General features: G+C 63.3%; 15 protein-coding genes. 3 read left to right on the forward strand and 12 right to left on the reverse strand.

The window, feature by feature from the left end; all coding sequences use genetic code 11:
• Nucleotides 1-336, forward strand: a 336-nt coding sequence (locus V7M64_RS16585; RefSeq protein WP_333680603.1) for a hypothetical protein, incomplete at its 5' end; no start/stop codon positions are given.
• Here the strand turns inward: V7M64_RS16585 and glgX are convergent.
• The 7 genes from glgX to glgA form a co-directional block, all read right to left on the reverse strand.
• On the reverse strand, nt 306-2450 hold the full coding sequence (gene glgX, locus V7M64_RS16590; protein WP_333680604.1) for a glycogen debranching protein GlgX: 2145 nt from the start codon (nt 2448-2450) through the stop codon (nt 306-308). The two genes, V7M64_RS16585 and glgX, sit on opposite strands and share 31 nt — an antisense overlap.
• Nucleotides 2451-2649: 199 nt before the next feature.
• Nucleotides 2650-2838, reverse strand: coding sequence for a DUF2934 domain-containing protein (locus tag V7M64_RS16595; RefSeq protein WP_333680605.1), 189 nt, complete (start codon nt 2836-2838; stop codon nt 2650-2652).
• 9 nt (nt 2839-2847) lie between these two features.
• Nucleotides 2848-5541: a malto-oligosyltrehalose synthase gene (gene treY, locus V7M64_RS16600; RefSeq protein ID WP_333680606.1), complete on the reverse strand. Its 2694-nt coding sequence runs from the start codon at nt 5539-5541 to the stop codon at nt 2848-2850.
• Nucleotides 5538-7577: a 4-alpha-glucanotransferase gene (gene malQ / locus V7M64_RS16605; RefSeq protein ID WP_333680607.1), complete on the reverse strand. Its 2040-nt coding sequence runs from the start codon at nt 7575-7577 to the stop codon at nt 5538-5540. Before malQ ends, treY begins: the two co-directional genes overlap by 4 nt.
• Entirely contained in the window at nt 7558-9369 is a 1812-nt protein-coding gene (treZ, locus tag V7M64_RS16610; protein ID WP_333680608.1) for a malto-oligosyltrehalose trehalohydrolase, read from the reverse strand. The genes malQ and treZ overlap by 20 nt, the downstream gene beginning before the upstream one ends.
• Nucleotides 9370-9556: 187 nt before the next feature.
• Nucleotides 9557-11764 carry a 1,4-alpha-glucan branching protein GlgB gene (glgB, locus tag V7M64_RS16615; protein ID WP_333680610.1) on the reverse strand — a complete coding sequence of 736 codons (2208 nt, stop codon included), beginning with the start codon at nt 11762-11764 and terminating at the stop codon, nt 9557-9559.
• Between the two features lie 120 nt (nt 11765-11884).
• Nucleotides 11885-13489: a glycogen synthase GlgA gene (gene glgA / locus V7M64_RS16620; protein WP_333680612.1), complete on the reverse strand. Its 1605-nt coding sequence runs from the start codon at nt 13487-13489 to the stop codon at nt 11885-11887.
• A 549-nt stretch (nt 13490-14038) separates the two neighbouring features.
• Here glgA and V7M64_RS16625 point away from each other — a divergent pair.
• Nucleotides 14039-16489, forward strand: coding sequence for a mechanosensitive ion channel domain-containing protein (locus tag V7M64_RS16625; RefSeq protein WP_333680614.1), 2451 nt, complete (start codon nt 14039-14041; stop codon nt 16487-16489).
• Nucleotides 16490-16558: 69 nt separating this feature from the next.
• Nucleotides 16559-17419: an alpha/beta hydrolase gene (locus V7M64_RS16630; RefSeq protein WP_333680616.1), complete on the forward strand. Its 861-nt coding sequence runs from the start codon at nt 16559-16561 to the stop codon at nt 17417-17419.
• 205 nt (nt 17420-17624) lie between these two features.
• Here the strand turns inward: V7M64_RS16630 and V7M64_RS16635 are convergent, their stop codons facing one another.
• From V7M64_RS16635 to V7M64_RS16655, 5 genes are all read right to left on the reverse strand, one after another.
• Complete coding sequence (locus V7M64_RS16635; RefSeq protein ID WP_333680618.1) at nt 17625-18161, reverse strand: hypothetical protein; 537 nt, start codon at nt 18159-18161, stop codon at nt 17625-17627.
• An 81-nt stretch (nt 18162-18242) separates the two neighbouring features.
• Nucleotides 18243-20132: a hypothetical protein gene (locus tag V7M64_RS16640; RefSeq protein ID WP_333680619.1), complete on the reverse strand. Its 1890-nt coding sequence runs from the start codon at nt 20130-20132 to the stop codon at nt 18243-18245.
• Nucleotides 20133-20685: 553 nt separating this feature from the next.
• Nucleotides 20686-22335 (reverse strand): GMC family oxidoreductase, encoded by a 1650-nt coding sequence (locus V7M64_RS16645; RefSeq protein ID WP_333680620.1) that lies wholly within the window; start codon nt 22333-22335, stop codon nt 20686-20688.
• The gene (locus V7M64_RS16650) at nt 22325-22975 is read right to left on the reverse strand and encodes a gluconate 2-dehydrogenase subunit 3 family protein (RefSeq protein WP_333680622.1); all 651 of its coding nucleotides are present in this window, start codon (nt 22973-22975) and stop codon (nt 22325-22327) included. The genes V7M64_RS16645 and V7M64_RS16650 overlap by 11 nt, the downstream gene beginning before the upstream one ends.
• Complete coding sequence (locus V7M64_RS16655) at nt 22972-23901, reverse strand: hypothetical protein (RefSeq protein ID WP_333680624.1); 930 nt, start codon at nt 23899-23901, stop codon at nt 22972-22974. The genes V7M64_RS16650 and V7M64_RS16655 overlap by 4 nt, the downstream gene beginning before the upstream one ends.
• Nucleotides 23902-24063 lie beyond the last annotated feature (162 nt).

The following is a 24063-nucleotide window of genomic DNA, read 5'->3' on the forward strand; positions in this document are numbered from 1 at the left end:
GCTCGTCATTCCAGCGAAAGCTGGAATCCAGTGCCTTTGCAGATTTTCAAGTCGCTGGATTCCAGCTTTCGCTGGAATGACGTCGTTTTAGCTTTCCCGCAAGAACGGCGAAAATTTTCCCGGACAGCAGTGGGCCTTCGCCGGAATGACGATTCGCTTCGAAATGGGTTCGATGTGGCCCTCAAATTTTCTGGACAATTACCAGAAAAACGTGGGGATACCTCAGCTCTGAAGACTCATGTCGCCGCAGGGGAGGGGACGCATCCCCGCGAGATTGAAGATGCCTTAAGTCAGTGCCATTGGGCTTACGGCGCCTTCATCGCCCTCGCCCGATAAAGCGCCAACGACCGCGCCGCGAGCGTGACCTGGTCGTCACGGATGGCCGGCGGGTCGTTTGCGGTGCTCACCAACAGGCGCCATTCCAGCTTGCTGGCGTTGTCGGGCAGCACGAAGTTGACGTCCTCGAAGTGGCCGTTGACCAACAACAGCAGTGTGGTATCGACACCGGGACGCTTGATGCCGGTCGGCTTGGCCCGCCCGTCCAGCAGCATGGCCAGGCAACGTTCGCCGGGGTTGTGCCATTGCGCCTCGGTGAATTCGCGTCCGTCATGCGTCAACCAGGTGACATCGCGAATGCCCGATTCCTCGTCGATCAGGCCCTGCAGGAAACGGCTGCGGCGCAGCAGCGGATAGTCGCGGCGCAGGCGGGTGAGCCGGCGCACGAAATCGGTCAGCGCGCGTTGCTCGCCGGCGGCGGGCCAGTCGAGCCAGGTGACGTTGTTGTCCTGGCAATAGGCGTTGTTGTTGCCGCCTTGCGTGCGTGCGAATTCATCGCCGGCCAGCAGCATCGGCGTGCCTTGCGCGAGCAGCAGGGTGGCCAGCATGTTGCGCATCTGCCGTTGGCGCAGGGCGCGAATGTCGGGGTTGTCGGTGTAGCCCTCTTCGCCGTGGTTCCAGCTCAGGTTGTTGTCGGTGCCGTCGTGATTATTTTCACGGTTGGCCTCGTTGTGCTTGTTGTTGTAGCTGACCAGATCGTTGAGCGTGAAGCCGTCGTGCGCCGTGACGAAATTGATCGATGCGTTTGGCCGTCTGCCGCGCTGGTCGAACAGATCGGCCGAGCCGGTGAGGCGCGTGGCGAAGTCGGGCAACCAGCCTTCGTCGCCACGCCAGAACGCACGCGTGGCGTCGCGGAAGCGATCGTTCCATTCCGCCCAGCCGGGCAGGAATTTGCCAACCTGGTAGCCGCCGGGACCAATGTCCCACGGTTCGGCGATCAGTTTGACGCGACCAAGGATGGGATCTTGCCGGCAGGCATCGAGAAAGCCGCCGCCCTGGTCGAAGCCGTGCGACTCACGGCCCAGGATGGTGGCCAGGTCGAAGCGGAAACCATCCACGCGCATGTCGGTGGCCCAGTAGCGCAGGGAATCCATCACCATCTGCAGCACGCGCGGGTGGCTGAGGTTGAGCGTGTTGCCGGTGCCGGTGTCGTTGATGTAATAGCGGCGCTCGTCGGCGAGCCGATAGTAAGTGGCGTTGTCGATGCCGCGCAGCGACAGCGTGGGACCCAAGTGATTGCCTTCGGCGGTGTGGTTGTAGACCACGTCCAGGATTACTTCCAATCCCGCATCGTGCAGATGCGCGACCATTTCCTTGAACTCCGCCACGCTGGAGCTGGCCATGTAGCGCGGATGCGGCGCGAAGAAGCCGATGGTGTTGTAGCCCCAGTAGTTGCGCAGGCCTTTGTCGAGCAGGTGCTTGTCGTCGACGAAGGCGTGGATCGGCATCAGTTCCACCGACGTCACGCCCAGCGAACGGATGTAGTCGACCACCGGCTGGTGCGCAAACCCGGCGAACGTGCCGCGCAATGGTTCCGGTACTTGCGGATGCAGCATGGTGTAGCCGCGCACGTGCGCCTCGTAGATGATCGCGCGGTCCCACGGCACGCCGGGCCAATAATGATTGCCCCAGGTGAAGGCCGGGTCGATCACGCGCGACTTTGGCATGTACGGGGCGCTGTCGCGCTCGTCGAAGCTGAGGTCGCCATCGGCATGGCCGATGGTGTAGCCGAACAAGGCGTCATGCCAGGTCAGTTCGCCGATGATCTGCTTGGCGCACGGATCGAGCAGCAGTTTGTTCGGATTGAAGCGGTGGCCGGCTTCCGGCTCGTACGGCCCATGCACACGATAGCCGTAGAGTTGGCCAGGGCGCGCGTCCGGCAGATAGCCGTGCCAGATTTCGTCGGTGTATTCGGGCAGCGTTACGCGTTCGGTTTCGTTGCCTTGCTCATCGAACAGGCAAAGCTCCACCTGGGTGGCATGTGCGGAGAACAGCGCGAAGTTGACGCCGAGGCCGTCCCAGGTGGCGCCGAGCGGGAAGGGCAACCCCTCGCGCAGGCTGTGGCTGTGGGAAGTGGTGCCGGTGACGTGGTGCGGTGGGAGGTTTTTCTTCATGGCGTCCATCTGCGTGCCATCCACCGTGCCTGAGGAAAAACCGTGCGGCGCAATACGTGATACATCGTCGTCCCGGCGAAAGCCGGGGTCCGGTGACGTTGCGGCATCGAGAAGTCACTGGACGCCGGCTTTCGCCGGGGCGAGGAAGCGTCGAATGTGCCGGAAAAAAGCGTGCACCCCGCGATTTCGTGTTGACGAATCATTTTTTCTCTTTCTTCTTCCCGTTATCGCGCTGTGAGGCATGCCGCTCCTCCGCCTGCACCAGCTTTTCGGCCATCAGCCAATGACGGGTTTCCTGGCCGGCCGGGCGCCCTTCCGATTCCCAGATGCTGTGGGCGATCTCGCTGATGCGCGCATGCCGTTCGGCGGGGGAGCGTGGCGTATTCACGGGGCGGGGTCAGGACATCAGCACGGCGACGGGCCATTCGGAAAAGAGGGTCTGCACGAGCAATCCCTGCGGATCGCCCTGGTGCGTGCGATGAGTAAATAAATCAGTGAAGGTGCAGGCGCCGTCATTGACCGGACACGCCACGGCGGTATCGCCCCAGAAATCCTTGTCCACCATGGGGCGATCGTCCTTCGCCATGCCATCGGCGCACAGCCGCGGCACGGCCACCAGCAACAGGTGGTTTTCATGCCGGCGCAGAAACGCGACCACGTGATTGCGGCGCCAGCCGGTCACTTGCAGCGGCTCGTAGCTGGCGCGCAGGAACAGTTCCGGCCGGCGCCGGCGAGCGCGCAGCAGGCGATGAATGAGCTGCTGCTTGATCACACCGTTGCGGTAGTCATCCAGCAACTGGCCAGGCAGCAGATTGCCGTCGAAACTGGTCCGGCGCGCGTCGTAGTCGACGGGACGGCGATTGTCCGGATCGACCAGCGACTGGTCCCAGTACTCAGTGCCCTGATACAGGTCGGGAACGCCGGGCGCGGTCAGGCGCAGCGTGGTAGCGGCCAGGCCGTTCATGGCGCCGGCGGCATCCAGGCTGCGGGCGGCAGCGTGGATTTCGTGGCGCAGGCGGGCGTAACGCGGCGAGAGAAGCAGGTCGTGCACGGTCGCCTTGCAGGCTTCTTCGTAGAGCGGGTTGGGCGTGGTCCAGCGCGTGCGCAGCTTGGCTTCGCGTTCGGCCTTCAGCAGCCATTGTTCGATGCGTTCGGCAAAGGCGCGCAAGCCGTTTTCGTCACCGGCGTGCAGATCCAGCGGCCACGCACCCAGCAAGGTTTGCAGCAGCATCCACAATGCGCCGGGCCGGGCGCGGTCAGGGCCTTCCAGTTCGAGCAGCCAGCGGCTGGCCTGGTCCACGAACCAGCGCGCGCGCTCGCTCAGTACGGCAAGCCGGGCGCGTACGTCTTCGCCGCGCTTGTGGTCGTGCGTGGCGGTGGCAAGCAGCGAGCGGGGCCACGCGTCAGTGCGCTGCTGCATGATGGCGTGAAAGCGCGGCGGCTCGAGCGCCGCGATGCGTGGATCGCTGCCGACTTCGTTGCGCGACAGCAGCGCCCCATAGCGGTAGAACGCCGTATCCTCCACCGCCTTGGCGTTCAAGGTGGTGGAAAGCTGCTCGAACAAGCGCCGCGCCATCTGCAGATGGCGGCGTTCGGACAGCGTGTTCAACCAGCGCGCCTTGGTTTCCAGTAGGTATTGGCGCAGGTAGGCGCGGTGCGTGATGAGGTCGGGATCGCCGTCCTTCATCGTGCGCTCGAACACGTGCTCCAGCGTGTGACGATCTTGATCGCTGATGGTGCCGGTACCGAGGTAGGTACGATAGACCGGCATGTATTCCAGCAACTCGGCCAGCGCGCGCTGCAGTGCCCATGCGGTGATGTCGCCGGATTCGGGCGTATCCAGCACGTAGCGGCCGAGGGCTCGGACGCAGCGGGCAAGATCGGTGGCGAGGTAGCTGTCCAGCATCTGGCGCCGCGCCGCGCGTTCTTCATGGTCGAAGTGTTTCGAGCGGCCGCTCGCCGCTTCCCACGCGCGCGCCAGTTCCGCATGGCCGTGATGATCGTGCAGCAATGCGCCGACCTGGTCCATGAAGTCGTAGCCGGTAGTGCCGTCGACCGGCCATTCGTCGCGCAAGGTTTCGTCGTGCGCAAGGATTTTTTCCACGTGCAAGGTGATGCGGCGTACCGGCTGGCGTGGATCGACGCGCGCCGCGCGGTCTGCACGCAAGCGCAATTTGCGCAGGTAGTCGCGCGGATGGGCCAGGCCATCGACGTGGTCGATGCGCAGGCCGTCGATCATGCCTTCGCGAATCAGGCGCAAGGGCAGGGCGTGCACGGCGTCGAACACGTCATCGCGTTCGGTGGCCAGCGCCACCAGGGAGTCGATGTCGAAGAAGCGCCGGTAATTGATCACCTGGCTGCCGCTGCGCCACCACGCCAGCCGGTAATGCTGCAGGTCGAGGAAGCGGCGCATCAGCGTTGCGTCGCCATGCAGTTGGTTGATGGCGCGGTCGATGTGCGCGTGCAGGCTCTCGTCCTGCATCGCCAGCCGCACCGCGTCGACCGCATCGCCGGCTGTCTTGAAGCGCGGCAACACCTGGCCGGAGAGATCGAACAACAGGCGCAGGCTTTGCTCGGAAACCGGCAGCTTCACGCCCGGCACGCCGAGCGCCAGCGTGGTGCCACCCACGTGCCGTTCCACCTGCAATTCGTCGCGCGCAAGCGCCTGTTCCAACGGCACGGTCAGGATCGGCAGCCACAATTTGCCGTTCGTATGCGGTGCGTGCCAGTCGATATCGAAGTAATGCGCGTAGTGGCTGGCGCGACCCATCGCCAGCACGTCGTTCCACCATGGATTGGCGACGTCGGCCGCCATGTGGTTGGGCACGATGTCCAGGATCGCGCCCATGCCATGCGTGTGCAGGGTCTGGATCAACCGGGCGAGTGCCGGTTCGCCGCCAAGCTCCGGATTGACGATCATCGGATTGATCACGTCGTAGCCGTGCATGGAACCGGGCCGCGCCATGGCGATCGGCGAAAGATAGACGTGGCTCAGGCCCAGCGCCGCGAAATAGGGCACTTGCTCGGCCGCCGCGAGAAAGTCGAACGCGTGATTGAGTTGCAGTCGGACCGTGGCGCGCAGTTCGTTCATGCGGACATGGCCTGCTTCATATGCATGTCGATGGATGCGAGCACGGCTTGCAGCGCATCGATGGTGTTCTCCGGCATGCGGTGCCGCCAATTGGGATGGCTGTCGACGGTGCCGGGCAGGTTGGGTTGTTCCTTGCGGGCGAGGGCGTCTTCGAGCGGGATGAGGATCAGGGGGGATGGGGTTTGGGCGAGAAGGTCAAAATAGATGCCGGTGCCCTCCCCGCGTGCCGGCGTTCGCCGGAATGACGGTACGGAGTCGGTGAGCCTATGGTCGAGACGTGCCACATCTTTTTCCCGCTCCTGCATGCGCGCCAGCAACGTCTCCCCACTCCAGTCATGCGCTTTGGCCATCTCGCTCAAATCCATCCCGACCCGCCAACCTGCCAAGGGTGGCAAATCATGTGTCGTCGTCATCGCCACGGCGTTCTTCCGCCACGACGCCGGCGGAAGAAAATCCCCGTGCTCGTCGCGCGTAAACAGCAATACGTCGATACCCAGTACACCGCGCGCCGCAAGCATGTCGCGCAAGCCCACCGGTACTGTGCCGAGGTCCTCACCGATCACGATGCAGCGGTGCCGCCAGGACTCCAGCGCGGTAATGCGCAGCAAATCCTGCAGCGGCTGGCGGATATAGCCGCCTTCGGCGGAAGGCCGGCCTTGCCGCAGCACCCACAGATGCTGGAAGCCGATGATGTGGTCGATGCGAATGCCGCCGCCACGCGCCATGTTCGCGCGCAGCAGCTCGATGAAGGGGCGGAAGCCGCTGGCCTGCAATCCCCATGGTGAGTAGGAGGTAATGCCCCAGATCTGCCCATCGGGGTTGAAGGCATCGGGCGGTGCGCCCAGTTCGAGGCCATTCAATACGTAGTCGCGCCAGGCCCATGCCTCGCTGCCGCCGGCTTCGAAACCCACGGCAAGATCCCAGATCAGACCGATGCGCTGTCCGGCCTCGCGCGCCAGCGCAACGGTTTTATCCCAGCCGCGCGCGGCGAGCCATTGCAGAAAGATCTCCACATCCACATCGATGGCATGCGTGTCAGCGAAGTGGCGTGCCACCGCTTCGTCGCGCCACTGTTTCCATTGCTGCCATGCCGTCGGTTCACCGCGCAACGCCGCTTCGGATTGCCGCGCGGCAACCCACGCGTGCCGGCGCAATGCATCGCCGCCTTGTGCGGTGAAGCGCGCCAGGTCATCGCGCACCGCTTGCGGGGCGTGCGCGAGTTGCGCATGCAATACACCAAATACAATGCGGCGCAGGGCATAAGCCTCCGGCCAGTCGACCAGCTTGGCCTGCTGCGCGAGTTGCCAGGTGGACGCGATGCCGCTTTGCCGGATCGCATCTTCCAGGGCCGGCGCACCTAGCACTTGCGCCGCATCCGCGTGCATCCAGTTGAGAAAGCCGCGATGCGAAGGCGAATACGGGCTGGCGTGCGCGTGGATCGGGCTCATCGCATGCACCGGGCTGAGCGCTAGCGCATCGCCGCCGGCGTGGCCGATGGTTTGGGCCAGTTCCGCCACGGCCCGGCTGTCGCCCACGCCACCATCGTCGGCGTGACGCAAACCATAGACTTGGGCCGCCAGGCCCCAGGCGCGATGTTTTTCCAGGCCCAACGCATCGCCCACACCGAAGCAACGCCGCGGCGCCACCGCCAGCACGAGCTGCTGCGAGCCCGCGCCGAGCTGGTAGTAGCCAGCGTGCATCGGTGCACGGCATTTGCCGTTGCCGAGCAATGCAAGCGATTGCTCCTTGCCTGCTTCGTCGGTGGCCGTCACGACGCTGCCGCCGCGCGCGGCGGGCGGCAAATCGAACACGCCATCCACGTCGGCAGTGATCAGCGCCGGCACATGGTTGGCGCGTTCCTCGATCGATCTCAGGCTGGCCTGGCGACTTGCGGCATCATGCGAAGGCCACTGCATGGCATCGAGAAGACTGTGCAGCGTATTGTCCGATAGCGATCGATCCTGTCCATAAGCATCCGTCCATTGAACGCCGATGCCGGCAGCATGCGCCAAGGTTTCAAGCGAGCAGTCGTTCACCTTCCAGCTCCCTCTCCATGACGACAGCAGTGTGTGCGGCGAGCACACCGCGATCGAGCGCATCCATCGCGTCCTGAGGTTCGATCCACAGCACCCGGGTGGCCGAATCGCGCGGCAGCGATACATCGCGATCTGAAAGATTCAAGGCGATTTCCCAGTGATGCCCGTCGCTCAAGCGCCAGCGTGCGTACACCGCCTTGTCGCCGAGCACTTCGCAACCGAGCGCGCAACACTTGCCGAGGCGATCGACCAGGTAGCGCTTGCGCAGCTGCAACAGGCCGGCAAACCAGCGTTTCCATTCCATCGCGAGCATGCTGTCTTCCACGCGTGGGATGGAGGCGGCATAGGTGTCGAGCGCATTCGGATCGGGAATCTGCTCGCGCCGCTGCGGATCGGTGAAGCCCGAGAAGTGCGCGAACTCCGCACGCCGGCCATCGCGCACTTTTTGCGCCAGCTCGCCGTCGTAATCGGTGAAGTAATAGAACGGTGTGCGGCAGCCCCATTCCTCGCCCATGAAGAACAGCGGAATCATCGGGCAGAGCGCCGCCAGTACCGTGGCCGCGCGCAGGTCTGCTGCGTTCGCCAGGCAGGTCAGCCGTTCGCCCAGCGGGCGGTTGCCGATCTGGTCGTGGTTCTGCAGGAACAGCACGAAGGCGGTGGGTGGCAGATCCTGGCTGGGTTCGCCGCGCGAGATGCCGCGGCGGTCGTGCTGGCCCTGGAAAATGAAGCCTTCCGACAACGCCTTGGCAAGGTCCTGCGTGGGATGCCCGGCGAAGTCGGCGTAATAGCCTTCGTGTTCGCCGGTTAGCAGCACGTGCAACACGTTGTGGATGTCGTCGTTCCACTGCGCGTTGTAGTCGCCGCGCAACAGGCTCGCACTATTGTGTTCGTTTTCCAGCACCAGCCACACCTCGCGCCCGCGCGGCAGGCAGATGCGGCGGATGGCGGCGCCCAGTTCTTCCAGGAACGCCTTGGGCTGGATGGCATGCACCGCATCCAGGCGCAGGCCGTCGATGCGGTATTCGTTGATCCACATCAGCGCGTTGTCGATGAAGTAGCGCGCAACTTGCGGACGGCGGAAGTCGATCGCGGCGCCCCATGGCGTGTGCGCATCGGCATTGAAGAATTCCGGCGCGTAGTTGGCCAGTTCGTTGCCGACCGGACCGAAGTGGTTGTAGACCACATCGAGGATCACGGCCATGCCAAGCCGGTGCGCTTCGTCGACCATCGCCTTGAGCGAGCCGATGCTGCCGTAGGAGGCATCCGGTGCATACGGCAGCACGCCGTCATAACCCCAGTTGCGATCGCCCTGGAACGAGTTGACCGGCATCAGCTCGATGGCGGTGTAGCCGCAGGCGGCCAGGCGCGGCAACGCCAGGGATACGTTGTCGAAGCCGCCCATCGCGCCCACGTGCACTTCGCAGATGGCGGCGTGGTGCCATGGCATGCCGCTCCAGTCGTTGCACTTCCACACGTAGTCACGCGGATCGACCACCATGCTCGCGCCGAGCACGCCGCCAGGTTGCGCGCGCGATGCCGGATCGGGCACCTGACGCTCGCCGATGCGATAGGCGTAGCGCGTATCCGGATCGACTTCGACCAGCAGCGTGTGATTGCCTTCGGCGTCGCGCTTCATCGGAAACGCAAGCTCGTCGATCACCAGTTCCACGCGTTCGGCGCTGGGTGCCCACAAGCGAAAACGAGTGGTGCCGTCGTTGAGCACCTGCGCACCATACGTGCAGTTGTGGCAGGAGGCGGCGGGCGATTTATGGATTATGGGATTGGCAGACATACGTATCGCACCGCTGTATTTGTACGGGAGTCGCGCGGCTCGGGATGCAAACTCCAACGTGGGCAAGCCTTCCATCACGTTGCGTCCGGGCTTGTTGCAGCCCAGCCCGCGCGGCTCCTTATCGCCGTTGCGTTTTGCCGACTGGCAAAAGACGGCCGTGAAACATCAGGGCATCCTAAAGTCACCGTCAGCTCCTTTCCGGTCGCAAAATCAACGTTGCCAAGGGCGGCAAGACCAGGTTCAACGAATGCGGCTGGCCGCGGCAGCCGTCTGAGCCGGCGTGGATCATGCCGCCGTTGCCCACGTTCGAACCGCCGTAATGCGCGCTGTCGGTGTTGCACAGCTCGCGCCACACGCCGCCCTCGGGTACGCCCACGCGATAGTCGCGGCGCACTTCCGGCGTGAAATTGCACACCGCCAGAATCGGCGGCACGCCTTCGCCGCCGAAGCGCAGGTAGGCATATACCGAAGCATGCGTGTCGTCGCCGACGACCCACCGGAAGCCGCCCGGCTCGTGGTCGCAGCGGTGCAGGGCCGGTTCGTGCACGAACACGCTGTTGAGATCGGCAACCAATTGCTGCACGCCGCGATGCAGCGGATCTTCCAGCAGGTGCCAGTCCAGCGGTCGGTCGTGATCCCACTCGCGTTCTTGCGCGAATTCCCCGCCCATGAATAGAAGCTTCTTGCCTGGATGCGTCCACATGTAGGCGAAATACGCACGCAGGTTGGCGAACTTGCGCCAGCGATCGCCCGGCATGCGCGCGATCAGCGAACCCTTGCCGTGCACTACTTCATCGTGCGACAGCGGCAGCAGAAATTTCTCCGACCACGCATACACCAGGCTGAAGGTGAGGTCGTGGTGGTGATAGCGGCGATACAGGGGATCGCGCTTCATGTATTCCAGGCTGTCGTGCATCCAGCCCATGTTCCACTTGTAGCTGAAACCCAGGCCGCCATCGGCGATGTTGCGCGTGACGCCGGGCCACGCGGTGGATTCCTCAGCAATCACCAGCACGCCGCTTTGCTCGCGCGCGACGGTCTGATTGAGCGCGCGCACGAAATCGATCGCTTCCAGGTTTTCGCGACCGCCATGCTTGTTCGGAATCCACTCGCCGGCCGGGCGGCTGTAGTCGCGATACAGCATGCTGGCGACGGCATCCACGCGCAGGCCGTCCACGTGGTAGTGGCGCATCCAGTGCACGGCGCTGCCGAGCAGATACTGGCGTACTTCGTGGCGGCCATAGTTGTAGATCAGTGTGTCCCAATCCTGGTGCACGCCTTCGCGCGGGTCGCTGTGTTCGTACAACTTGGTGCCGTCGAAATCGCGCAACCCATGTTCATCGGAAGGGAAGTGCGCGCTGACCCAGTCGATGATCACGCCGATGCCGGCCACGTGGCAGGAATCGACGAAACGCGCGAATGCATCCGGACGGCCAAGGCGCGCCGTGGGCGCATACATGGCGATGGGCTGGTAGCCCCATGAACCGCCGAACGGAAACTCGGTGATCGGCATCAATTCAATGTGTGTAAAGCCCTGCGCTTGCACGTAGGGAATCAAGCGCGTGGCCAGTGCATCCCAATCCAGCGGCTGGCCTGTTTCGTCCCATTGCCAGGAGCTGGCGTGCACTTCGTAGATGGAGATGGGCATGCGCTCGTGATCTACCGCGGCGCGGTGCGCCATCCACGATGCATCGTGCCAGGTGAGCGACAGCGGCGCGGCCACGACCGAGGCGGTTGCCGGCGGCAGTTCGGCCTGCCGCGCGAACGGGTCGGCCTTCAGCGGCAGCAGATGCCCGTCGCGGTCGAGCAATTCGAATTTGTAGAGCGCACCGGCCTTCACGCCGGGCACGAAGATTTCCCACAAGCCTTCGTGATCGTGCCGGCGCATCATGTGGCGCCGCCCGTCCCATTGATTGAAATCGCCGACTACGGAGACACGCCGCGCATTCGGCGCCCAGACTGAAAAATGCACGCCGCTCACGTCGTTGATGTGCACCACGTGCGCGCCGAGGATGTCGCCCGGATGGCTCAATTCGCCGGCGTGGAAGGCGCGCAGCGTGCCTTCGGTAAGCAACGGTGCAAAAGCATAAGGATCGCCGAGCATTTCCGTGCCGGTCGGCCAATGGATGCGCAGCCGGTAGTTCTCCGGCTTGCGCGGCAGCGTGGCGATAAAAATACCTTCGGCCTGGCGCTGCGCCGGCCAGGTTTTGCTTTCGCCCAGCAGTACCACCTCCACCGCGCTCGCGCCGTGCGCCGCCGTGGCGACATACCAGCCATCGCCATGCGGATGCGGACCCAGCCATTCGAACGGCGTGCCGCTGCGTCCCTGGTCCAGGGCCTGCAGCGGCTCGGCGGGAATGCATGCGGCAAGGCGCGTTGCCGGGGCCACGGCCATGCCCACACCGGCCCTCACGCGGCAACCTGCCGCGTGCCGGTCCGGCATTGGCGCGCGATACGCTCGCGCGCCAGCCGCAAGACCAGTCCTGCATGCATGCCGAGGTCGGTGCTTGCTGGCTCAGGAATGGGCATACGCATCCCCTTTGCGCAGGGCGGGCGCGGTTTGGGCGGACCCGCCGGCCGGATTCTTGTTGGGCAGCATGCGGCGATACAGCGCCGCGTATTGCCCGCCCGGGATATCCCAGCTGTGCTTCTCCAGCATCGCCGCGCCGCGCATCGCATTGAGCAGCAGCGGTTCGGCATAGATACGGAACGCGCGCTGCAGGCAGCGGCGCAGTTCCGACACGGTGGCATCGCGGAACAGCAGGCCGGTGACGCCATCCTCGATGGTGTCGACCAGACCGCCCGTGGCGTGTGCAAGCGGCAGGCAACCGTAGGCCTGTGCATACATCTGGCTGAGTCCGCACGGTTCGTAGCGCGATGGCATCAACAGGAAATCCGCGCCCGCGAACATGCGCCGGGCCAATCCTTCCTCAAAGCCGATATGCGCCACCACGCGCCCCGGAAAACGGCGCGGCAAGCGTGCAATGGTGCGTTCAATGGCCGGATCGCCACGCCCGATCAGCGCAAGCTGGCCGCCGGCGGCGATGATCTGTGGCGCGGCCTCGCAGATCAGGTCGACGCCTTTTTGCTGCACCATGCGCGAGATCACCGCGAACAGCGGACCGTCCTGCTGGCGCAGGCCCAACTCATCGCGCAGCTGGCGCGTATTCTCCTGGCGCTTGTCCCATTCGCCGATGGCGAAAGGCGACGTCAGCGCCGCATCGCGCTGCGGATCCCAGCTTGCATCGATGCCGTTGACGATGCCGGTGAGGCGGCCGTCCAGCGAACGTTTGCGCAGCAGCGCATCCAGTCCGCAGCCGCAGGCCGGCTCGGTGATCTGCCGGGCGTAGCACTCGCTGACGGTGGTGAGATAGGTGGCCTTGGCGATGCCCTCGTGCAGAAACGAGACGCGGCCGTGGCGATCGTGCTCGATGCGGCGGCGCGCCGACATGCCGACGTGCAGCGCGGTCGATGCCGGAAACACTCCCTGGTAGGCCAGGTTGTGGATGGTCAGCACGCTCGGCACGGCATCGCTCTCGCCGTCCAGGTAATGCGCCGCGAGTGCGCATGGCCAGTCGTTCAGATGCAGCACGTCCGGCTGCCACGGCATATGCGCATTGCGCAGCGCGATCTCGGCCGCCGCGCGTGAGAGCGTGGCGAAGCGGATGTCATTGTCCGGCCATTCGTGTCCGCTTGCATCGGCGTAAGGCGAACCTTCGCGCTCATACAAATCGGCATTGCGCAGCACCAGCACGGTCAAGCCATCGCTCAACTGCGCTTCGGCAATCTGGCAAGGCGGCAGCTTGTGATGGCTACGGGTCTTGCCGACTGTCTTGAGGCTGTCGCCGAATACGGCAAGCACGCTTGGATAGCCCGGAATCAGCACACGCACGTCGTGATGCTTGGACAAGGCGCGGGGCAGGGCCGCGGAAACGTCGCCCAGTCCGCCCGCTTTCACGAAATCCGTCATCTCGGTGGTGACGAACAATACGCGCGCGCTGCTGCGATCAGTGCGTGCGTCGGCAGCAGGCGATTCGGTCCGGTGCCGATGCGTGCCGAGCTCGCGTTTCTGATGGCGATGTGAAGGGTAAGTCCTATGTACGGGTTTGGTAATAGTCATCCAATCATTCTCATAAAAAGTCTGCAAGGCGACGATTCGCCGATGATTGCAGTGGCTTATGCTTGAGGTTAGGGCGCGGGGGATCAAACTTCCGTACAGCTGGCGGTGTGGCAAGGTGAAGGCGGTGAGACGAATGCCCGCAGACGTGCAGGCGAAAATTCAACTGTCGCGTGCGATATGAATGGGCGAACAACTTTTCATGCACGCGACGTTTACAGTGGGCAGTGCACGGTTGATTGAGTTGATGACGGCTTGGAGGCATTGCCACATCCGGTGGTGCTTATCTCGCCCGTCATTCCGGCGAACGTCGGAATCCAGTTCAAATGGAGCGTCCGAAGGACACAGCATCGTTTTTATGCGGCGTGCTACGCACGACGTGTTTGCACTGGATACCGGCCTTCGCCGGAATGACGAGGTTGAGGCGCATAGGCAAGTGGCGATACGCACACCGCAGTGAATGAAGCCCGCTTTCCCGTTCAAAGACATCGCCGGAAAACTATCCAGACGCTTTTTATAAGTCTGCTCGTTGCTGCGTGCGTGGCCGTTGCCTTGCCTCTTCACGCATGGGACGCAGCCGATCCAGCTTCCGCATCGACCAGCGCCAACGCGCCGTGCGTTCAATCCAGCACGAACGACACCCACGCGGTTAGTCAAAGCCAGGCAAGCAAAACCTCGCCAGCTGCTGCGCCGAAGACCGCGCCTGCCAAACCTGCAGCCAAGTCGATCGTACCGCTCCAGGCCAATGGCCTGATCGCGCGCAGCTTGCGCCAGATCAGCCTGTGGGCCGACGGTTTCACGCAGCAGCTTGATGATGCACGACGATCGCTGGCAGCGCTGTTCGTGATGTTCGTGCGTTCCGGCGGCCATATAGCCAACCAAGCGGATCGCGACCTCCTGCTGCAGACCGCCGGAGCGTTGGCAGGCGTATTCGCTGCGGGTTTGTTGTTCGAATGGCTGCTGCATTTCCTGCTGCGGCGACCCTTGCGCGCCCTGGTCGCCAAGTCCAATGCGGTGGAACAGCGCGATCGCACGCACGAGGCGCACGAACAAGTGGCCGCGCGACGGGAAGCGAAGTCCGCGCAGGTTTCGCAAGCGGCGAAGACCGAGCAGGCCAAGACCATGGCGGGTGTGCAGCCGCCAGCGGCCGACGTCGCGCTGGTACACACGCAGGAGCATGGTGTCGACAAAGTCGAGCCCGTGCAGGTGGGCGAGCAGAACTCGGCCAGCAGTCCGCCTGCCGCCGATGCCACCGCCGCCAAACCGCGCAAGCCGCCGACCCATGCAAAGCCGGCGCGCTACGTGAATACGCTGCACCACCTGCTGTTCGCCGTGGCCGCCTTGCTGATCAACCTGCTGCCGCTGGGCGTGTTCTTTGTGGTGGCCGGCCTGGTGCTGCGTGGCGTGGGTGGTGACGATGAGCGCGTGCACGACGTGGCCAGCAGCTTTATCGATGCGTACATCAGCGCGCGCATCACGATGGCGGTGCTGCGTCTGCTGGTGTCGCCGGAAGGGCCGGGCATGTGCGTGTTGCGCGTCAGCCACCAGACCACCAGGACGGTGCTGCTGTGGATGCGTTGCATCGTGTTTACCGCGGCCTTCGGCATGGCCTTGGGCGACGCGCTGGCCGGATTGGGCGGTGGGGAAGCGAGCCGCATGGCGTTCATCAAGCTGGTGTCGCTGTTCGTGCACATCGCGGCGGTGATCCTTATCCTGAAACTGCGCGGGCCGGTGGGCCGCGCCATTGCCGCCGCGCCCCATGCCACCGGGCCGATCGCCGCCACGCGCAATTGGCTGTCGCGCGCATGGGTGTTGTTTGCGGTGGCGTTCGTGATTGGCGTGTGGGTGGTGTGGGCGCTGGGCGTGGAAGACGGTTTTCCCAAGCTGATGCATTTCATCGGCGTATCGGCCGGCATCCTGATTGTCGCGCGCGTCATCACCATCCTCGTGCAAGGCGCGCTCGGTCGCGCCTTTCGGTACCGCAATGGCAGCAGCTCGGCGTCCAGCGATGCGCGCAGCAGGCTTTCGCGGCGGTACTACCCGATCGTCAGCCGGCTTGTGTCCTTCTTCATCACCGTGCTTACCCTCATTGCCTTGCTGCAGTCGTGGGGGCTGGATGCGATCGGCTGGCTTGGGCACGGTGCCGTGGGTCGCAGCCTTACCTCGGCGGTGTTGACGATCCTGATCGCTACGGTGATCGCGATCGCGGTGTGGGAAGCGGCGAGTTTCAGCATCGAGCGGCGTATCACCATATGGACCGAGCAGGGCGACCTGATGCGCGCGGCGCGCTTGCGCACGCTGTTGCCGATGATGCGCACGGGCCTGCTCATCCTGGTCGTGCTGGTGGTGGGGCTGACGGCCTTGAACGAGATCGGCATCAACACCACGCCGCTGCTGGCCAGCGCGAGCATCGTTGGCGTCGCGCTGGGCTTCGGTTCGCAAAAGCTGGTGCAGGATTTCATCACCGGTATTTTCCTGTTGATGGAAAACGCCATGCAGGTGGGCGACTGGGTGACCGTGGCCGGCGTTTCCGGCACGGTGGAGTATCTATCCGTGCGCACCGTGCGGCTGCGTGGCGGGGATGGTTCGCTGTACACCATTCCTTTCAGTTCCGTCACCACGGTGAACAACACCAACCGCGGCATCGGCAACGCGTCGATGAACGTCAGCATCGCCTACGGCAGCGACGTCGATCGTGCGATGGCTGAGCTGACCAACGTCGGCAAGGAGCTGCGCAGCGACCCGGCGTTCCGCGACCTGATTCTCAAGGACCTGGAAATCTGGGGTGTCGACGCGATGGATGGCTCGAAAGTGACCATCGTCGGACAGATGCAATGCCTCGACAAAGGACGCTGGGGCGTGCAGCGCGAACTCAACCGGCGCATCACGCAGCATTTTCGCGAGGCGGGCATCGAGATGGCCAATCCGCACACCAGCTACCTGCTTCCTCCGCAGGATGCAAAACCGTTGCCAGGGCCTCCGCCAGGCGCGCAGGAATCGTAGAAAAACGGTGTACGGCGACGCCATCTTCATCGCCGCAACGCTAATTTCACCGGAAGACAGGAGAAACCCATGAGCATGCTACAGGTCGAAACGGATAGTCTGGGTCGCCCGATCGAGCTGTACTACGAGGACATCGGCTACGGACCGCCCGTGGTGCTGCTGCATGGCTATCCCTTCGACCACGCCATGTGGGAAGAGCAGGTATTCGCACTGGCCAGTGGGGGCTGCCGCGTGATTACCTATGATCGCCGCGGCTTCGGTAAATCGTCCAAGCCTGCCGACGGCTACAACTTCAATCGCTTTGCCGATGATCTCAAGGCCGTGCTGGAAACGCTCGATTTGCACGACGTGACCCTGGTGGGTTTTTCGATGGGCGCCGGCGAGGCGGTGCGCTACATGAGCCGGCACCTTGGCCAGCGCGTCACTCGTTTTGCGCTGGTCAGCGCGGTGACGCCCAGCATGATCAAGAGCAAGGACAATCCCGACGGCGCCGATGAAGCCAGGTTCGACGATATCTGCACGCGCATCCGCGCCGATCGTTTTGCCTATCTCGATCAATTCGTCGATCAGATCATGGACGGCACCGGCGTCAGCCGCGTGATGGTCGATTGGGTGAAATCACTCGCCGAGCCTGCCTCGCGCATCGCCATGATCGGTTGCGTGCGTGCGTTTGCCGATACGGAATTTACCGGCGACATGGGCGCCGCCATCAATCTGCCGTCGCTGGTGATCCACGGTACCGAGGATCGCGTTGCGCCGTTTGCGACGAACGGAAAACGTACGGCGGACATGCTGCCGGGGAGTGTGCTGCGGGCGTATGAAGGAGCCGGGCATGGTTTGTTCGCCACGCACGGGGCGATGCTGAGCGATGATTTGCTGGGTTTGGTGCGGACACCGCCGTCGCATACCTTGCCGCCCCCGGTATTTTGACGTCGGTTGCTTCAAGGCCGCGTGCGCCCATGCAGTTGGGATGAAATCCCGGCATGCGTTGGCATCGCGAGGCTGGGATTCCATCCCAGCCTGCGTGTTGAACAACATCCACGAGTTTGTACGCATCAGCGATCAAGGGAATTCGAATGCCATCATGTCGCCGATGCGGACATCATTGCGGCTGCGATACTTGGTCAGTGTTGCCTTAAGCAACCGCTTCCTCGACCGTATCCTTCGGCACGGCACCCTCGCTGCGGGCGAGCTGCGAGCCGCCTTCCGGTTGAATCTGGAACTGGCATGGGACGGTGCCAGGTCCGGTGGTCAAATAGTCCGGATACTGCGGCAGGTATTGAATAAGCACGTTGTTGTCGTAACCGACATTGGTGAAATAGACCGTATCGTCCACGTTGATCGACTGCCCCGGCGTCTTGTCCGCATCCTTCCATATCTGCCATTGCATGACCGTGCTGGAGGAGACGCTGGCCCACTGCGCGGTCCAGTCGTTCAAGCCCCGGCTCTGTAGAAGTGCGATTCGGCCGGGAATGAAAAGGTGACAGGCAATTTGCAAGACGTCCCCGGTCATGACCGGCCCGCTGTTGGCGCCGTTGACCTTGATGAACCATAAATCCTTGGGGCTATCGTATAGATAAGCCCAAAACAGGATGGATTTCCAGGACAAGTATTGATTGACGCCCTGTTGCATGTACAGGGTGTAGTAGGTGTTGTAGACAACTTCGCTCATGCCAAGTTACTCCTTCGTCTTTGGGATACAGCCACACGGAAGAGGTCGTGCCGCTCAGCGCAGGCCGCTTGAAAGGGTGAGCTACGACTTGAACAGGCTGGAAAAAACGCTGCTGTTTTGTTCGGCAGTGACCAGCGACCACGACGTCAGGTGCGCGAGCAGATTGATCTGCGTCGCCGATAACTGGGTAGAAAAGGTGTCGTAGTGCGGGAAATGGTTGGCGGATATTTCCGCGTCGATGATCTGCTGGACCGGCTGGTTGTTGTCGAACAACGCGCCCCAGTCGCTCGCGTAATTGAGGTACACCCATACGATCGTCATCGGTGCGTTGCCGGCCGTTACACCGAACCACGTATTGGCCTGCACGGTCAGGCTCTGCGAGAAGATCGCCGGTTGCGTGGCGGGCGCGGCGCTGCCTGCCGCTTCCCACAATCCGCACAGGAACCCGGCGAATTCGGTGCTGGCGAACACTTGGTTGTTGCCGAAGAGCTGGTTTTCCGGGCTGACCTTGCCCGACGAATACGGCACGTACCCGAGGGTGTCGTCGTAGGGTTGATAGCCGAACAGGGGCGGTACTGCGTCGTCGACGATCACCGTGGTTCCCTGGACCCAACCACCTTGCCCGTTCGAGATGCCGGCACTTCCTTGCACCATCGCCGTTTCCGAGTTGACGCAGACGATGGCGCTGCCGATGTCACCGTAGGCGAGCAAGCTGGCAAGGCCAGTGTTCTCGAGACTGCCGCCGTCGGCGTAGGTGTTCGGATTAGGATTGGCGGCGCCGCCGGCCGCGGGCCATGAGGGGTACTCGGGCACCAGGTCTTCGGGATTGGGAAAGCTGAAGCTGGCCGCCGATTCCACGCTCTGCGCACCGCGTGCGGCGATCGCTTTTGCGGGAGCTTGCAGTTCGAGAGGCAGATGGTCCTCGATCCACTGCAGAATGGCTTTCCCCTCTTTTACGAACCATGCGAAGAATTGCGCCGGATCGGATTCCCACTGTGCGATCTGGTCCTTTACCTTTTCGGCGAACGCCACGCTGCTAGTACCCATGATGTCGGTGAGCGACCACTGGCGCGACTGCGTGATGCTTGCAACGTCGCCGGATTGCGATGCGAAGGACGAGTTGTAAGCGAACGATTGAACACCGCCGCCGCCCACTTGAAGTCCATTGGCGTCGGTGGCGTGCGCGGGCTTGCCGACTACGCCGGTGATCAATCCGTTGGCTTGCACCGGCGCCAGCAGTTGAAAGGGAACACCGGGAACGTCGACGAACATGCCCATGTTGCAAATGTGCAGAGGTCGCTGCGCGCGCAATGTGTCGACCTGATCGGCAAACAGATAAGCCGTTTCCGACGACAGGCTGCCGTTGGCGTTCACGATGTCCTGCAGCGAGGCTGCCGTGGCCGAGAACATGTCTTGCGGCAGGCCGCCGGCTTGGACATCCATATCGAACAGATGGTAGGAATCGAGAATGTTCAAGCCGATCACCGTCTGCCACAGCATGTTTGCCGGCAGCGGACTGTCCGGTTGAAGATTCTGGAATAACTCATAGAGCAAGATCGCGGTTCCGGCGATCCCTTCCAGCGAAAACATGAAGGTGGTCATCGGATTGCCGGCGTTGCCTTTCGGCAAGCTGGCCAGGGCCGCCACGGTCAATGCGCCCTGATCGTCGTTGTAGGTGCCCAGGTAATCGGCGTCCGCCGGCCCCGCCGATGGCATGTATTGGTAGGGCACGCCAAGCCAGGATCCTCCCGATACGGTCGAGAGGGCTCTGATCTGCGAGAGCAGGCTTGCCCCGTTGGCCTGTATGTTCGCCAGGGCGCGAAGCTGTCCCATGCCGGCATTGCAGGCACGCGTGCCACCGCCCGAAAGGCACAAACCCACGTTACCGGGGGTGGACGGGGGGGAATAAAGCTGGGCGACCGTTAGCGGAGGCGTCTCGGTAACGGATGCACTGAGGGACAACGTGGTCATGTGTCTCTCCATCGAGTAGTGAGATGAAAGCCAATAACGCGTTTGTCGAAACGAATTTGAAATGCCGGCTGTCACATGTCGCTGCCGTGCGATTACCTACAGGCAGGATGGCCCGTTGCGTGGATGGTGCCGGCGATTGAGCACGGGTTTCGCGCAAAAGCAGCCCACGCGAAAACAGCCATCTTTATTTCAAAGATGAGTCGACCGGTAGAGGAACGGGGGACGCCGCGCAAAAAAATCCCTCGCGCTCGGCAAGACGGCCGCCGCACGAGGCCCAGCTATCGGGAAACTACATTCGCAGACAACCGCACCCCAGGAACCTGGCGTTCACGGCTACCCGTGCATTGGCATCCCCCTGTTGCCCCCTGTCCAACCACTGTTGGACTGTGAAGTGGTTGTCGTGATTGGTATGTGAAGGCTGGCTTACGTTTTAGGGATGCGCTGCATCGGCTGGGATGGCGTGTCGAACTGCCGGTGTCGGCAGCGCCACGTACGCCGGCAGGGATGCAGCCCTCAATTGCAGTGCATATGAAAGCTGGGGTTTTATTCCGGCCTACAAGTACAACTCCCCACGCGCCGCCAACGCTTCGATCCTGTCCGCCGTGCGGCATGCAATCGCCTGGATGGTCAGCGACGGATTCACGCCGCCCACGGTCACAAATACCGACCCGTCGCAAATCCACAAGTTGGGAATGTCCCAACTGCGGCAATCGGCGTTCACCACGCTGCTGCGCGGATCGCTGCCCATGCGGCAGCTGCCGTTGATGTGGCAGGTGTCGTCGGTTTCGCGCCAGATGTCTTTCGCACCCGCGGCGGCGAGTGCCTTGTCCATGAAATCCAGCGCATGGTTGATCATGCGGCGGTCGTTGTCGCAATACGAATGCGTGACGCGGGCGATAGGCAGGCCGTACTGGTCTTTCTCGTCGGCGAGGGTGATGCGGTTGCGTTCCTGCGGCATGGTTTCGCCGACCATCTTCAAGCCGACCTGATGGTTGTAGTGCTGCATCTCCTGCACCAGTGCGTCGCCCCACAGGCCACGGCGGCTTTCGGTCATGGACCACAATACGGGCAGCGGACCTTGCGCCATGTAGCAGTAGCCGCCGAAGAAATCCTTGCCTTCGTCGGTGTAGTTCCAATGTTCGGTCAGCGACAACGAAGGCGGCCCTTTGTAGGCGCGGATTTCCTCATCCATCAGGCCCCATACCGCCTGGTTGGATTGCACCATGAAGTTCTTGCCGACCAGGCCGGAGCTGTTGGCAAGGCCATCGGGGAAGCGGCCACTGGCCGAATTCAGCAGCAGGCGCGGCGTTTCGACGGCATAGCCGGCGACGACGACGTTCTTCGCGCGCTGGAATTGCCAACGCCCTTCGCGGAAATATTCCACGCCGGTGCAGCGGCCCGCATCGTTCACCACAACGCGGCCGACCATGGCCAGGTCGCGAATTTCCGCGCCGGCCTGCACCGCCCGTGGAATCCATACGTTGATCGTGCTCTGCTTGGCATTGGTGGCGCAGCCGGAAACGCAGAAGCCGCGATACGCGCATGGATGCGCCAAGCCGCGCGGTGCGGAAAGGGTGGCGAGCGGCGTGGGCGACCACTTGACGCCCATCGCTTCGGCACCGCGTGCAAGCACCAGCGCGGCAGCATTCAATTCATGCGCGCGATAGGGATAGCGGCCGCGATGCGGGCCCCATGGGTAATTCACCGGTCCGGAAATTTTCAGCGCGTCCTCGACCATGGCGTAGTAGTGCCACATCTCGCGCCAATCCAGGGGCCAGTCCGCACCGTAGCCGAGCGCAGTACGCGCCTTGAACCATTCGGGACGAAAGCGCAGCGACACCATCGCAAAGTGCACCATGCTGCCGCCGACCGCTTTGCCGCTGTTGTTGTTGCCGAGCTTGACCGGATCTTCGCCGTCGCACAGGCGTTCGTCGGTCCAGAACAGTTTTTTCTGGTGCGATTCGTCGGAAGCGAATTCTTCCAGCGGCCGCCACCAGGCCCCGGCATCGAAGGCGACGACCTTGAAGCCTTTTTCGGCCAGCCGGCAGGCGAGGGTGCCGCCGCCCGCGCCGGTGCCGACGATGGCGAAATCCACCGCCTCGTCCTGCGGGTATTCGCGCATCGGCATCCACCCGCCGACGCGGAGTACATCCGGTGCGCGGCCATGCTTGCCGCGCGGCTTGTGTTGAGGATCAGCGGACACGGCGGTTTTCCCGCAGGGCTTCGCGCTCTTTGCCCGGCTTGGCTTCGGCCGGCTCCCACGGATCGCGGCGGTCGTAATACATGCGCACGTAGCCACGCGGATTGGCCGGGCCGCCAAAGCCGATCTCGTTCCAGGAATAAGGATGCGAGTAATACGCGCCGCAAATATCCGGCAATATGCGTTGCGAAAAGAACAGCTGCGGGTCCATGCCTTGCCAGAAGGCGCTGGCAAGTTCGCCGTGCTGGATGTGTTTCAACAACGCATTTTGCTGGTCGCGTTCGATGCTGGCGAAGGGCAGGCCATGGCGGACTTTGCTTTCTTCATCCAGGGCTGCGAGGCCAATGCACCATGCCTCGCGCAGCGGGGGCAGGCGTGCATAGCGAAAACCGTCGCCGGCGTTCGCCTTCAGGCGCGCGTCGAGCATGCCGGCCAGCGGTATCTGCGGCCGGTCCGACGGTTGCGGGATGATGCACGCGCACAGCGCTTCCAGTGCACGCCAACGCACCGCATCGAGAAATTGCGGATCGGACGGCGTGGCCATGCGTTGTTCGATCACTTTGCGCGTGATGTCGTCCCACGACGGCGTGTCGCGCCGTTGCAGCACGTCATAACCGGGATAGCGCGAGGTATACAGGTTCATCGCCGTTCGCTCTCTCTCAATCGCAACGCTGCCAGCCCGGCCAGTGCGAGGGCGGCGAAACTCGGCGGCGCGGGCAGGGGCGGGCCGTTGTAGATGTTCTGGCTCCAATTGCGCCAGCCGCCGTGATGACGCGCCACGCCACGTATATGGAACGCCGCGCCGAGCCAGCCGATCAGCCAGGTCAGCTGCAACACCACGCGCGCCAGCCAGCGAGGTTGCGGTTTGCCGAGCGAGGCATGCAGCAATAGTGCCGACGCTGCCGGCGGTACGCTGACCGGTGCATACATCGCCTTGTGTTGGAACGAGCCGCGGAAATGCAGCAGCGCCGCTTCGGCCGCAGTGCCGGCAAGGCCAATGCCGCTCAACAGGCCCAACGCCTTGCCCGCCGGCATGCCGAGCAGGCGCGGCGATTGTGCAGGCTGATTGCGCAAGCGTTCTGCGGCGGCACCCAAGGCACCTGACAATAGCAACGCCGCTGGCGCACCGAGTGGCGCGGCGTAGAACAGGTTCTGCCAGCTCCAGCCACCGGGCCGCTTCATCACGTTATAGATATGAAAACCGGTTCCGGCGACACCGGTCAGCGCTGCCCCCCAATAAATCGCATGGCGCACGGTATGCGTTTGCGCATGGCGATCGGCGCCACCGTGTAGCCCGGCCAGCAAGGAAAACGTGGCGACCACCGGCGGAATGTACATCGCAGGGTTGGAGAACGAGCCGCGGTAGTGCTCCATCGCGCTATCGGTGAGCACGGAGCAGGCGAGCAGGGCGGAGCTGCGGTTGAACGCGCGCGAGGTGTCGATGTGCAAGCCCCGCGCAGGCTTGCGGCGGCGGGGTGCGACGGGGGCATAGCGGGCAAGCACTGCGGCGGCGGCTACGCCTGCCAGCGCCCAGGCTGCGGCGGTTTTTTGTTGGCGGTTGATCCTCATGGCTTATTCGCAAGCCTTCCTCACAGGTCATCCAGTTTCGTTGTCGCCGGAAACTCTCGCTCGTCATTCCGGCGAACGCCGGAATCCAGTGAAATACGTCGTGCGAAGCACACAAAACCTTTATGTCGTGTGCTGCGCACGCCATGTTTGACTGGATTGACC

The organism is Dyella sp. (assembly GCF_036746095.1).
Taxonomy (GTDB): Bacteria; Pseudomonadota; Gammaproteobacteria; order Xanthomonadales; family Rhodanobacteraceae; genus Dyella_B.

Bases quoted from the DNA above. Each gene is read 5' to 3' on its own strand.
- glgX (WP_333680604.1), bottom strand. From the start codon at position 2,450: ATGAAGAAAAACCTCCCACCGCACCACGTCACCGGCACCACTTCCCAC.
- treY (WP_333680606.1), bottom strand. From the start codon at position 5,541: ATGAACGAACTGCGCGCCACGGTCCGACTGCAACTCAATCACGCGTTC.
- treZ (WP_333680608.1), bottom strand. From the start codon at position 9,369: ATGTCTGCCAATCCCATAATCCATAAATCGCCCGCCGCCTCCTGCCAC.
- glgB (WP_333680610.1), bottom strand. From the start codon at position 11,764: ATGGCCGTGGCCCCGGCAACGCGCCTTGCCGCATGCATTCCCGCCGAG.
- glgA (WP_333680612.1), bottom strand. From the start codon at position 13,489: ATGACTATTACCAAACCCGTACATAGGACTTACCCTTCACATCGCCAT.
- V7M64_RS16630 (WP_333680616.1), top strand. From the start codon at position 16,559: ATGAGCATGCTACAGGTCGAAACGGATAGTCTGGGTCGCCCGATCGAG.
- V7M64_RS16635 (WP_333680618.1), bottom strand. From the start codon at position 18,161: ATGAGCGAAGTTGTCTACAACACCTACTACACCCTGTACATGCAACAG.
- V7M64_RS16640 (WP_333680619.1), bottom strand. From the start codon at position 20,132: ATGACCACGTTGTCCCTCAGTGCATCCGTTACCGAGACGCCTCCGCTA.
- V7M64_RS16650 (WP_333680622.1), bottom strand. From the start codon at position 22,975: ATGAACCTGTATACCTCGCGCTATCCCGGTTATGACGTGCTGCAACGG.
- V7M64_RS16655 (WP_333680624.1), bottom strand. From the start codon at position 23,901: ATGAGGATCAACCGCCAACAAAAAACCGCCGCAGCCTGGGCGCTGGCA.